Source organism: Pseudoroseomonas sp. WGS1072, assembly GCF_049340465.1.
Lineage (GTDB): Bacteria > Pseudomonadota > Alphaproteobacteria > Acetobacterales > Acetobacteraceae > Pseudoroseomonas.
This window is the reverse complement of sequence record NZ_JBMPSU010000001.1, coordinates 1,300,733-1,311,857: the sequence shown is the minus strand read 5'-3', so window position 1 is coordinate 1,311,857 and position 11,125 is coordinate 1,300,733. Positions and strand designations below refer to the sequence as shown.

Below are 11,125 nucleotides of genomic sequence, written 5' to 3'. Positions count from 1 at the left end.
ATCGCGCTCGTGGCCACCATCGTTCCGGGCAGCCTGCCGGGATCGTTCCGAATCAGGCGGGCGCCTGCCTCGCTGGCAGGCACCCGGCGCAATTCAGGCGCTCAGGAGCGCGGGCGGATCCGCAGGATGGTGTCGCCTTCCTCATTGCGGGCGGCAGCGGACTTGTCGACGGCGAAGACGGTGCCGTTGCGGTCGACGGCCACGTGGTTGGCCAGCGGCGCGGGGCCGAGATTGGCGATGATCTTGCCGTCGGCGTCAGTCACGGTGACCGTGCCCGCGGCGCGGCTGGCGACATAGGCGCGGCGCCGCACCGGATCGAACACCACGTTCAACGCGCCCGCGCCGACCAGCGTATCGGCGACGACGGCACCGGTTTCGCCGTTGAGCACCACCAGGTTGTCGCTGCCCTGGGAGGCCACGAAGATGCGGTTGGTGCGCGGGTCATGGGACACGCCGATGGCGGAGCGGGCGCCCGGAACCGGGATAATCTTCTCCACCTGATCGGTCTCGGTGTTGATGACCGCCACTTCATTGGTGGTGTTGCTGACGACGTAGAGGCGATGCGCCTCGGCGTTCAGCGAGAGGCTGGCGGCCGAGAAGGTGCCGCCCCGCACGCGCGACGCGATCCCGATCCGCGATGCCACTTCTGGGTTCCGCGTGTTGAAGACCACGACTTCCGGCTTGAAGGTGGCGCTGGAATAGGCCTTGCCGAGTGTCGCGTCGATGACGACGTCACGCGCGTGGTTCACCGTGCCGGGCTCGAACTGCCGGACAAGCGAGAGATCCGCCTGGCGATAGACGGCGACGGTGTTCTGGCGCGTGTTGGTCACCCAGACGGTGTCGTTCACATCGTCCACGCCCACGCCATAGACGGCATAGACGCCACCATCGGCCGGCGCGGAGGCGCCGGGGCGCGGGGCCGGTGCGGGAGCGGCCTGTGGCGTGACGCGGGCGACGACGGCCAGCGTTTCCAGGTTCACCCGCAGCAGCTCCGACTGCCGCACCGGCGGGCGGCCGATGGCGGCGGTAACGAACAGCGCGTTGTTGCGGGGGCTGAAAGCCGACTGGTACAGGCCGCGCGCCACGCGGACCTCGGTGATCTCGAAGCGCTCCTGCCCGGAGAGCGGGATCTGGGGCGAGACCTTGAGCGGGGCGACCGTGGCGCTGTAGGGCCCCTGGGCCACCACGACGATGGGATGGTTGCCGGGCACGGCCTGGGCCGGGACGGTGATCCGCCCGGAGATCTTCCCTTCCCCGTCCGCCACCAGCGCACTGCCCAGAAGGGGCGTCGTTCCGTAGAGCAGGGTCACCTGCTGACCGGGCCGGAAGCCCTGGCCGGCCACCACCACTTCGCCGCCCGCGAGGATAGGGCGGTTCTGCTCGGCGGCCGAGAAGCGGAGCTGGACGTCGGACGTCTGGTCCAGGGCGCCGAAGGTGGACTGGCCCAGCGCGGTGCCCGGCATGCCGGCGCTGAAGATGAGCGAGCCGGCGAGCAGGAGGCCGGAGAAGGTCCGGCGGATTTTCGGGTCGAAGCGTGTCATGCTTGCTTCCTGGGCTGAAGTGGTGAAAGGCGGCCTTGCGGCATCCTTGCAGGGAGGCGGGGCCACAGACGAAGGCAGCCCACCGCGCCTGGGCGCACGTTATTGCGAAGCGTTCGCATCTATGGCGAAGGCATGACAATCCGTCAATGCGCAAGCGGGGCTGTTACCCGGTGAAACCTGCCCCTTGACGCGCGTGGCCGCTGGCCCCCGAGGGCAGCGGTGTTGTCAACCGATCAGCGGCGGGTTCATCGCTCCAACGGGCGCAGGGCGCGGGCGGCATCATCGTGATGTCCCGGTTCAGCCACGCGAGGCCTGCCTGGCCTGTCGCGCGGCAGGTGTGGCTCGATGGCGGTCCACGCCTCGTCCGACAAGCGGACATCCACACCGGCGCATCCGGGATCATCCCGCTGCTCGTCGCAGTCGCTCTGGCGCCAAGGCGCTCCTATGCCTGCCGGCAGGCCTTCTGGATGGTGGCGCGAAACTGCTGCTGCAGACGGGTCGGGCTCCAGTTCTTACGCCACAGGAGGTAGACCGGCCGCCGGTCGTTGGGGATCGCCTTGCTCAGGACGTGCAGGTCGCTGACACCAAAGTCCGTGGCGGAGCCGCCTTCGACAATCAGCGCCAGGAACTCGCCGCCCAGAAGCAGGCTTCGTGTCAGATCGAAGGAGGCGGATGTGACATGCGCATTCGGTGGTGGGACCCCTTCGGCTTCGAAGATGGTTCTGAACCGTGCCGCGGCTCCCGTTCCGGCGGCCGGTACAACCCAGGGCCAACGCGCCAGTTCCCGCGCGGGTGGATCGACCGACCCGGCTATGGGATGAGCCTTGTGACAGGCGATCCGGATGGCGCTGCTGAAGATGATCTCCGCCTCGACGCCATCGGGGATGTCTGCCCGCAAGGTCGTGCAGAGGTAGTCGATACGCCCGGTCCTGATGCCGTGCACCATGTCCTCGTAATCTCCGGTCACCACGGCAAAACGGGCGCCCGGCCATTGGCGGTACATCTCCTGAATGACCTGCGGGATGATGCCTGAAGCGGTGAGGCGCACCGCGCCCACGACGACACGGCCAGAGGTCTCTCCATCGAGTTCCCGCAATTCCGCCCGCGCCGCACGCAATTCGCTCAGGGCCAGGCTGCAGCCGCGCGCCATGTCCAGCCCCGCAGCGTTGAGGCGGGCTCCACCCTGGCCGCGGAGCACCAGCTCCAGACCCAAAGCATCCTCCAGCTCGCCCATGGCCCGGTGAATGGAGGGTGGGCGCAGGCCAAGCCGTCTGGCGGCCGCGGTGAAGCCGCCCGCCTCCTCCATCGCGACCAGGGCGAGAAGCTGCGGCATCCGGAGGAGGGAGAGCCGCTGCGCCGGCACGCCGACACCCTGGCTTCGTCCGCCCAGGCGCTGAAGCGCCGCGCCGAGATAGGCCAGGCAACGCTCCGTCCTGGCCGCCAGAGCCACTCCGTGCTTGGTCGGCACCAGGCCAGATGGGCGTCTTTCGAACAGCGTCACCCGGTAACGCGCCTCGAGGGCTGTCAGGCTGAGGGTCGCTGCGGATTGCGAGATGTGCAGCTCCGACGCGGCCCGGCGCAGGCTCATGCCCGCGGCCACAGCCGCCAGGAGGCGGAGGTGCCTGAGGTTCGGCACGTCGCGGTCATCGGCGTCGAGGAAGTAGGGCATATTAGCCAAATCTAATCACATGATCGCCTTTTTCCATCGCGCATGCGCATCGGCGGTGTGTAAAGTATCGAATACATCGAGTGGCACGAAGCAACCGATGGTCCGGCAATGTCCGGTCAGGAATTCCAGAACTGACGCGACCTCGCGTCCCACACGGCCAGCATTCCGAAGAGCTTTAGCGGAAGGTGTTGGCCCATCATGCAGCTCACGGCCGAGCGTCTGGCCTTTGTGAAGCCATCGGCATCCGAGCGCGCCTCCAGCCGCGCGCGCGAACTCGCCGAGCAGGGGATCGATGTCATCAGCCTGGCCACGGGCGAGCCGGATTTCGAGACCCCGCCGCACGTCATCGAGGCCGCCATTGCCGCCATGCGGGCCGGCCAGACGCGCTATACCCCGGTCGGCGGCACGCCCGCGCTGCGCCGCGCCATTGTCGAGAAGTTCCGCCGCGACAATGGGATCGAGTATGACCTGGCCGAGGTTCTGGCCAGCGCGGGCGCCAAGAACGTCATCTTCCTGGCGCTGACCGCCAGCCTGAATCCAGGCGACGAGGTTATCGTCCCGGCGCCGCACTGGGTCTCCTACACCGACATGACACGGCTGGCGGGCGGCACCCCGGTCGTCGTCTCCTGCGGCGGCAACAGCGGCTACAGGCTCGATGCCGCCACCCTGGAGGCGGCGATCACGCCACGCACCCGCTGGGTGATGCTGAACACCCCGAACAATCCCACCGGCGCCGTCTATACCCGCGCCGAGCTGGAGGCGCTTGCCGCGGTGTTCCGCCGCCATCCGCATATCATGATGATGTCGGACGAGATCTACGAGCATCTGCTGTTCGACGGGACCCGCTTCCACAGCTTCGCCGCCGTGGCGCCCGATCTCAAGGACCGCACGCTGACCGTCAACGGCGTCTCCAAGGCCTATGCCATGACCGGATGGCGCATCGGTTTCGCCGGCGGTCCGGCCGAATTGATCGCCTCGATGCGCAAGGTGCAGTCGCAGTCGCTCGGCGGCATCTCCTCGATCAGCCAGGCCGCGGCGGTGGCCGCGCTGACCGGGCCGCAGGACTTCCTGGCAACTCGCGCCGCCGACTTCCAGGCCCGGCGCGACCGGGTGATGCCGCTGCTCGATGGCATCCCAGGGCTGCGCTGCCACCGGCCGGAGGGCGCCTTCTATCTCTTTGTCGATTGCGGAGGGCTGTTCGGCAGGCGGACGCCGGAAGGCGTTGTGCTGGCGAGCGATGCCGACGTGGCGACCTATCTCGTCGATGCGGCGCGGGTGGTGACGGTGGCTGGCGCGGCCTATGGCCTCTCGCCCTGCATCCGGCTGTCCATCGCCACGGCGATCGGCCGGCTGGAGGAGGCCTGCGCCCGGATCGCCGATGCCGTCGCCCGGCTGCGATAGCCGCATTCCCGTGAACCAGTCTCATTTCGACACGATCCGCGCCTTGATGCAGCTTGTCGCCGAGGCAGGCGGCGGCGAGGTGGAGGTCACCGACGGCCCGCTGCGCATTCGCGTGGCGATGCCGCGCGGCGAGGCGTCCCGGCCGGCGCCGGAACCATCGCCATCGGCGCCCCGGCGCCACCCCGCGCCGCCTCCGGCGGAGGCACCGGCCACCCCCGGCCGGGAAATCCTGGCGACGATGCACGGCGTCTTCCACCGGGCGCCGGCCCCGGGCGCGGCCCCCTTCGTCACGCCGGGCGCGAAGGTTCAGGCCGGGCAGCAAATCTGCATCCTGGAGGCGATGAAGGTCTTCACCGCGCTGCGCGCGGATGCGGATGGCATCATCGGCGAGATTCATGCCGAGGACGGACAGGACGTGGCGGCCGGCCAGCGTCTGTTCACCCTGCTTCCGGAGGGGCTGGAGGCATGAATTCCGGCGTCATGGAACTGGCGGCGCCACGGGTCACGCCTTGCGGCAGCGCCGCCCTGCTGCTGGATGCAGAGGGGCCACTGGCGCTGGCGACGCAGCAGCGCATCTGGAGCCTCAGCGATGCGGTGCGCGGCTGGGATGGCGTGGTCGACCTGCAGCCAGGCATGAACAGCCTGCTGGTGGTGATCAATCCCCTGACCGCCGATGCCGAGGCGATGGCGGCGCGTCTGCTCGCCGCCTGGTCGCGCGCCGAGCCGCGCCACGGCACCGGGCGGCTGCTCGAGGTCGGCGTCGTCTATGGTGGCGAGGGGGGCGGCGACCTGCCTGCCGTCGCGGCGCATCACGGGGTGGAGATCGACACCATCGTCGCCATGCACGCGGCCGGCGAGTACGTCGTCTTCGCGCCGAGCGTCATGCCGGGCTTCGGCTATCTCTTCGGGCTGGACCCCCGCCTGTTCACCCCACGACGCCCGGTGCCGGTGATGCGCGAGGCCGGCGGCATCGTCTCGATCGGCGGCGCGCAGGCCAATCTCGGCGGCCCGCGCCGCAGCGACCGCCCGACCGCCTCGCCGACCGGCTGGCATGTGATCGGCCGGGCGCCGGAGGTGCCGGAGCCCTTCGACCTCGGGCGCGACCCGCCCAATCTGCTGGAACTCGGCGACCGGATCCGCTTCCGGGTGGAGCGCGTCATCCGATGATCGAGGTCCTGCTCACCCCGCCGCTGAACATGGTTCAGGACCTGGGCCGCACCGGCTTCCGGTGCCACGGCATCGCCCGCACCGGCGCGATGGATCGCCTGGCGCTGGCCGCCGGCAATGCCCTGCTCGGTAACCCGCCGGACGCGGCCGGTATCGAGTTCCAGCTCTTCCCCGTGAGGCTGCGTTTCACGCGGGACACGGCCATCGCGCTCACCGGCGCCGATACCATGCCGCGGCTGGACGGGCGCCTGATGCCGCCGTGGTGGGCGGTCTCCGTCCGCGCCGGTCAAGAACTGGTGCTGCGCGCGCCACGGCGCGGAATGCGCGGCTACCTCACCGTTGCCGGCGGCATCGACGTGCCCCTCGTCTTCGGCTCGCGGACGACGCATCTGCGCGCCGGATTCGGCGGGTTGGACGGGCGTGCCCTGGCAGAAGGCGACAGGCTGCCGCTCGGCGACGCCCCGGCCTTCACGCCACGCGACCCGGCCGGCCTCGGCGCGCGGCCGCCGGGTGACGTGCTGCCTGGCGGCGAGGCGCCGGACGCCGGGCCGGGCGATGTCGTGCTGCGGGTCATCCCCGCGGCCGAATACGACCAGTTCGACGCGGCCTCGCAGGCGCTGCTCTGGTCGCAGGGCTGGGCGGTCACCAGCCAGAGCAACCGGATGGGCTACCGGCTGCAAGGCGCGGTGCCGCTACGGCGCACCGAACTGGTGGAGATGCGCTCGCACGGCATCGTCCCCGGCGTGATCCAGGTGCCGCCCTCGGGCCAGTCGATCATCCAGCTCGAGGACGGCAACTCGGCCGGCGGCTATCCCAAGATCGGCGCCGTGATCGAGGCGGATCTCTGGCGCATCGCTCAGGCCGCGCCGGGCGCCACGCTGCGCTTCGCGCCCTGCGATGCCGCCGCGGCGCGGGCGGCGGAGCGCGCCGCGGCGGCCTATCTGGGCGAGCTCCGGCACCTGGCCGGGCTTGGTAGGCGCGAGCTGGGGAGCGCGGCGTGATGCGTGACCTGACCGGCAGCCTCGCCGGGCTCCTGGCCCTGATGCGCGCCACAGGCGTGACCGAGCTGGAACTGGCCGAGGGCGACACGGCGCTCCGGCTTTCGCTACCGTCGCGCCCCCTGGCTGGCGCGGTTCCGGAGGCGACGCCGCGCGCGGCCCCTGCCGTGGAGACCGTCCATGCGGTGGCCTTCGGCATCCTGCTGCTGCGGCATCCGGCGGAGACGCGCGATCCGCCGGCGGCGGGCGACACCGTCGCCCGCGGCGACATTCTCGCCTACCTGGCCGTGGGTCCGCTGCTGCAACCGGTCGTCGCGCCCTGCGACGGCGCCATCGAGGCCGTGCGCGGCCGGGATGGCGAAATCGCGGGCTTCGGCGCGCCGCTTTTCGACATCCTCCCGCTGGCCGCGGACACAAAGGAATGAGCATGAAGATCGACCTGAACTCGGATCTCGGCGAGGGCTTCGGCCGCTGGAAGATGGGCGATGACGAGGCCCTGATGAAGATCATCTCCTCGGCCAATATCGCCTGCGGCTACCATGCCGGCGACGCAGTGATCATGACCCGCATGGTCGAGGCGGCGAAGGAGAACGGCGTCGCGGTGGGCGCGCATATCGGCCTGCCGGACCTGCTGGGCTTCGGCCGCGTGCCGATGAACATCGATCCGCGCGACATGCAGAAGCACGCGCTCTACCAGCTTGGCGCGCTGGCGGCGATCGCGCAGGTCGGCGGCTGGAAAGTGACGCATGCCGGCTCGCATGGCGCCTTCGGTGAGATGTCGCGCGCCAACCCAGTCTATACCGAGCTGATGATGGACATCTACAAGGCCTTCGACAGAGACATGATTGTCGCTGTCTCGGTCAAGACGCATGGCGAGAAGTACGCCAAGTCCATCGGGCTGCGCACCGTCGGCAAGATCTTCGCGGACCGGGCCTATGACGACGAGGCGCAGCTGGTGAGCCGCAAGCTGCCGAACTCGGTGATCACCGACCTCAAGGTGGTGCGCGCCCGCATCCTGCAGTTCATGGACGATGGCACCGTCACGGCGCAGTCCGGCAAGCGCATCAAGGTCGATGCCCAGTGCGTGCTGGTGCACAGCGACACGGCCGGCTCGGTGGAGATCGCCCGCACGGTGCGCGAGACGGTCGAGAAGGGCGGGGGGCAGATCGTCCCGCTGACCGAACTGGCCTCCTGACGGGCGCGCCGGCACATGACGTTTCGCACCGTCCTGGTGGCCAATCGCGGGGAAATCGCCCTGCGCGTGATCCGTGCCTGCCGCAGCCTGGGACTGCGAAGCGTCGTCGTGCATTCGGCCGCCGATGCGGGCGCCGCCTATCTGGCGCTGGCCGACGAGGCGCTGTGCATCGGACCCGGCCCGGCGGCCGCCAGCTATCTCGATCCCGGGCTGATCCTGCTTGCCGCCAATGCCACCGGCGCCGAGGCCATCCATCCCGGCTACGGCTTCCTGTCGGAGAATGCCGGCTTCGCCGAGGCGGTGGAGCGGGCGGGGCTGGTCTTCATCGGCCCCACCGCGCCGGTGATCCGCATGATGGGCGACAAGATCGAGGCCAAGGCGGCCATGCGCCGGTCCGGCGTCCCCTGCGTGCCCGGCAGCGAGGGCGCCCTGCCGGAAGACCACGCCGCCTGCGCCGCCATCGCTGAGGCGACGGGCTATCCGCTCATCGTCAAGGCGGCGGGAGGTGGCGGCGGGCGCGGCATGCGGGTGGTGCGTGAGCCCGCGGCGCTCCGCGAGGCCATCAAGATGACGCGGGAGGAGGCCCGACGCGCCTTCGGCAATCCCGAGCTCTACCTCGAGAAATTTCTGGAGCATCCCCGCCATATCGAGATCCAGGTGCTCTGTGACCAGCACGGGGCCGCCCTGTGGCTCGGCGAGCGGGACTGCTCGCTGCAGCGGCGCCATCAGAAGGTGGTCGAGGAGGCGCCGGCGCCAGGCCTGCCGCGCGCTGAGATCGCAGCACTCGGGGAGCGCTGCGCCGCGGCCTGCCGCGCCATTGGCTATCGCGGCGCCGGTACCTTCGAGTTCCTCTATGAGGACGGCCTCTTCGCCTTTATCGAGATGAACACCCGCATCCAGGTGGAGCATCCGGTCACCGAGGCGATCACCGGGATCGACATCCTGCGCGAGCAGATCCGCGTCGCCATGGGCGAGCGCCTTGCCTTTGATCAGGACGACATCGCCATCCAGGGCCACGCGCTGGAATGCCGCATCAATGCGGAGGATGCGTTCAGCGGGTTGCCCTCGCCGGGACGCGTGACGGAATGGCACGCGCCCGGCGGGCCGGGCATTCGCGTCGACAGCCACATGGCGCCGGGCAGCGAGGTGCCGCCGCACTACGACTCCCTGATCGCCAAGGTCATCGCCCATGGCAAGGATCGCGAGGAGAGTCTGCGCCGCATGTCCGCCGCGCTGAATGAGATCCGCATCGAGGGCGTCGCGACCAATATCGGCCTGCATCGCCTCATCCTGGACGATCCCGACTTCCGGCGCGGCAAGACGACGATCCACCACCTGGAAAGGCGCCTCGCCCACCGCCTCACGACGGAGGAGGGCGCATGATGGCCTCCGGCTCCTCCGCGACGCTGGACGCCCCTGTGGCGGCGCGACCGATCCGGCTGCCACGCTGGAGCGTGGGGCTGTTCCTCCTGCTGCCGGCGGTGGCCTTCCTGGTGGTCTTCCTGGTCATCCCCTCGCTGACGTTGCTCAGCTACTCGGTGCTGACGCAGTCGGCCGCCGGCGATGTCGGCCTGCCCTTCAGCGTCTCGGGCTATGGCCGCCTGCTGCTGACACCCGCCTATCAGCGGGTGACGGTGCTCACCCTGAAGATCGCGCTGCTGACATCGCTGTTCACGGCGCTGCTGGCCTATCCGCTGGCCATGGTGATCGCCTATGGGCATTCGGCGCTCAGCCGGTTGACCATGATGCTGGTGGTGGCACCGCTGGTGGTCAGCGTGGTGGTGCGGACCTATGGCTGGCAGTTGCTGCTCGGCAGCGGACCGAACGGCGTGGTGAACTGGGCGCTCGGCCTGTTCGGCCTGGGCCAGGTCTCGTTGCAGATCCTCTACACCGAATGGGCGGTGGTCGTTGCTTCGGTGCATGTCTTCCTGCCGCTGATGGTGCTGCCCATCGCCACCTCGCTGTCGCGCATCAGCCCGTCGCTGAACGAGGCGGCGCGGATGCTCGGCGCCTCGGCCTTCCGCGCCTTCCTGCGCGTCACGCTGCCACTCAGCGTGCCGGGCCTGGCGGTGGGTCTGACCATCGTCTTCTCGCTGACCGCCGCCTCCTATGTCACGCCGCAGATGCTGGGCGGGCCGCGCGGGCTGATGCTGGGCATCCTGCTGGAGCAGCAGGTGACCACGGTCTTCGACTGGCCCATGGGCTCGGCCATCGCCACGCTCATGGTGGTGATCGCCCTCGGAGCGCATATCGGCGTGACCTGGATGTTGAACCGGCGCCGGGCTGCGGTCCCGGCCGCGCAGGGAGAGGCATGATGCGGGGACGTCTGTCCGGGCTGGGCGGGTTCGTGACCTACACGATGGCCGTGCTGATCCTGCTCTTTGTGCTGGCGCCGCTGGTGGTCGTGGTCGCGCTGTCCTTCTCCGAGGCGGCCTTCGCGGTCTTCCCGCCCGTCGGCTTCACCTTCTCCTGGTACGAGACGGTGCTGAACGATCCCGAGTTCCAGCACTCCTTCCTGGTCAGCACCCTCCTGGCGCTGGCCGCGGCGCTCACCGCCTTCGCGCTCGGCATGCCGGCGGCCTATGCGCTGGATCGCTGGCGCGTGCCGGGCGGCGGCGCCATCGAGGCGATGCTGCTCTCGCCGCTGATCCTGCCGATCCTGATCACCGGCCTGGCGCTGCTGCAGTTCATGTCGATGATGAGGATGATGGAGGCCTCGGTGAACCTCTTCATCGGCCATGTGCTGATCACGCTGCCCTATCTGATCCGCACCATCACCGCCAGCCTGAAGCAGGTCGACCGCTCCCTGGAGGAGGCGGCGCTGACCCTCGGCGCCAGCCCCTTCACCGTCTTCTGGCGCGTCACCGTGCCGCAGATCCTGCCGGGCATCGCCGCCGGCTGCCTCTTCGCCTTCATGATCTCCTTCGACGACTTCCCGATCTCCTTCTGGCTGGCGGATGTCGAGACCATGCCGCTGCCGATCTACCTGCACAGCCTGATGGAGCGCGTCTTCGATCCCTCCGTCGCCGCCACATCGAGCCTGATGATCGTGACCGGCGTTCTCGCCGTCCTCGCCCTGGAGAAGCTCGTCGGCCTGCGCAAGGCGATGGGCGTGTGACCGGGAGCCGGACACCGCAACGCAAAGGACAATGAC

The 11,125-nt window shown here is 69.5% G+C and carries 11 protein-coding genes; 9 read left to right on the top strand and 2 right to left on the bottom strand.

Annotated features, from left to right (window positions below; translation table 11 throughout):
* Positions 1–101: 101 nt before the first annotated feature.
* Both ACF3NH_RS06245 and ACF3NH_RS06240 read right to left on the bottom strand, forming a co-directional pair.
* A complete protein-coding gene (locus ACF3NH_RS06245) occupies positions 102–1,541 on the bottom strand; it encodes a YncE family protein (RefSeq protein ID WP_422922250.1) in 1,440 nt (479 codons plus the stop codon).
* Positions 1,542–1,983: 442 nt separating this feature from the next.
* Positions 1,984–3,210, bottom strand: coding sequence for a LysR family transcriptional regulator (locus ACF3NH_RS06240; RefSeq protein ID WP_422922249.1), 1,227 nt, complete (start codon positions 3,208–3,210; stop codon positions 1,984–1,986).
* Positions 3,211–3,408: 198 nt separating this feature from the next.
* Between ACF3NH_RS06240 and ACF3NH_RS06235 the strand changes: the two genes are divergently transcribed.
* Genes ACF3NH_RS06235 through ACF3NH_RS06195 form a run of 9 tightly spaced genes read left to right on the top strand, consistent with a single transcriptional unit; the run spans position 3,409 to position 11,089 of the window.
* Positions 3,409–4,611: a pyridoxal phosphate-dependent aminotransferase gene (locus ACF3NH_RS06235; protein WP_198367161.1), complete on the top strand. Its 1,203-nt coding sequence runs from the start codon at positions 3,409–3,411 to the stop codon at positions 4,609–4,611.
* A gap of 10 nt (positions 4,612–4,621) precedes the next feature.
* Positions 4,622–5,080, top strand: a complete 459-nt coding sequence (locus ACF3NH_RS06230) for an acetyl-CoA carboxylase biotin carboxyl carrier protein (RefSeq protein WP_422922248.1) — start codon at positions 4,622–4,624, stop codon at positions 5,078–5,080.
* Positions 5,077–5,778, top strand: coding sequence for a 5-oxoprolinase subunit B family protein (locus ACF3NH_RS06225; RefSeq protein ID WP_198367163.1), 702 nt, complete (start codon positions 5,077–5,079; stop codon positions 5,776–5,778). The genes ACF3NH_RS06230 and ACF3NH_RS06225 overlap by 4 nt, the downstream gene beginning before the upstream one ends.
* Positions 5,775–6,779 carry a 5-oxoprolinase subunit C family protein gene (locus ACF3NH_RS06220; RefSeq protein ID WP_422922247.1) on the top strand — a complete coding sequence of 335 codons (1,005 nt, stop codon included), beginning with the start codon at positions 5,775–5,777 and terminating at the stop codon, positions 6,777–6,779. Before ACF3NH_RS06225 ends, ACF3NH_RS06220 begins: the two co-directional genes overlap by 4 nt.
* Positions 6,779–7,201 carry a hypothetical protein gene (locus ACF3NH_RS06215; RefSeq protein ID WP_422922246.1) on the top strand — a complete coding sequence of 141 codons (423 nt, stop codon included), beginning with the start codon at positions 6,779–6,781 and terminating at the stop codon, positions 7,199–7,201. Before ACF3NH_RS06220 ends, ACF3NH_RS06215 begins: the two co-directional genes overlap by 1 nt.
* Before the next feature lie 2 nt (positions 7,202–7,203).
* The gene (locus ACF3NH_RS06210) at positions 7,204–7,971 is read left to right on the top strand and encodes a LamB/YcsF family protein (RefSeq protein WP_422922245.1); all 768 of its coding nucleotides are present in this window, start codon (positions 7,204–7,206) and stop codon (positions 7,969–7,971) included.
* Between the two features lie 15 nt (positions 7,972–7,986).
* Positions 7,987–9,354 carry an acetyl-CoA carboxylase biotin carboxylase subunit gene (gene accC / locus ACF3NH_RS06205; protein ID WP_422922244.1) on the top strand — a complete coding sequence of 456 codons (1,368 nt, stop codon included), beginning with the start codon at positions 7,987–7,989 and terminating at the stop codon, positions 9,352–9,354.
* Entirely contained in the window at positions 9,351–10,286 is a 936-nt protein-coding gene (locus ACF3NH_RS06200) for an ABC transporter permease (protein ID WP_198367168.1), read from the top strand. The genes accC and ACF3NH_RS06200 overlap by 4 nt, the downstream gene beginning before the upstream one ends.
* Positions 10,283–11,089, top strand: coding sequence for an ABC transporter permease (locus ACF3NH_RS06195; RefSeq protein ID WP_422922243.1), 807 nt, complete (start codon positions 10,283–10,285; stop codon positions 11,087–11,089). The genes ACF3NH_RS06200 and ACF3NH_RS06195 overlap by 4 nt, the downstream gene beginning before the upstream one ends.
* The last annotated feature ends 36 nt before the right edge of the window (positions 11,090–11,125 follow it).

Coding starts and splice junctions, on each gene's coding strand:
- ACF3NH_RS06245 (WP_422922250.1), bottom strand. CDS start 1,541: ATGACACGCTTCGACCCGAAAATCCGCCGGACCTTCTCCGGCCTCCTG.
- ACF3NH_RS06220 (WP_422922247.1), top strand. CDS start 5,775: ATGATCGAGGTCCTGCTCACCCCGCCGCTGAACATGGTTCAGGACCTG.
- ACF3NH_RS06240 (WP_422922249.1), bottom strand. CDS start 3,210: ATGCCCTACTTCCTCGACGCCGATGACCGCGACGTGCCGAACCTCAGG.
- ACF3NH_RS06225 (WP_198367163.1), top strand. CDS start 5,077: ATGAATTCCGGCGTCATGGAACTGGCGGCGCCACGGGTCACGCCTTGC.
- ACF3NH_RS06195 (WP_422922243.1), top strand. CDS start 10,283: ATGATGCGGGGACGTCTGTCCGGGCTGGGCGGGTTCGTGACCTACACG.
- ACF3NH_RS06215 (WP_422922246.1), top strand. CDS start 6,779: ATGCGTGACCTGACCGGCAGCCTCGCCGGGCTCCTGGCCCTGATGCGC.
- ACF3NH_RS06235 (WP_198367161.1), top strand. CDS start 3,409: ATGCAGCTCACGGCCGAGCGTCTGGCCTTTGTGAAGCCATCGGCATCC.
- ACF3NH_RS06200 (WP_198367168.1), top strand. CDS start 9,351: ATGATGGCCTCCGGCTCCTCCGCGACGCTGGACGCCCCTGTGGCGGCG.
- accC (WP_422922244.1), top strand. CDS start 7,987: ATGACGTTTCGCACCGTCCTGGTGGCCAATCGCGGGGAAATCGCCCTG.
- ACF3NH_RS06210 (WP_422922245.1), top strand. CDS start 7,204: ATGAAGATCGACCTGAACTCGGATCTCGGCGAGGGCTTCGGCCGCTGG.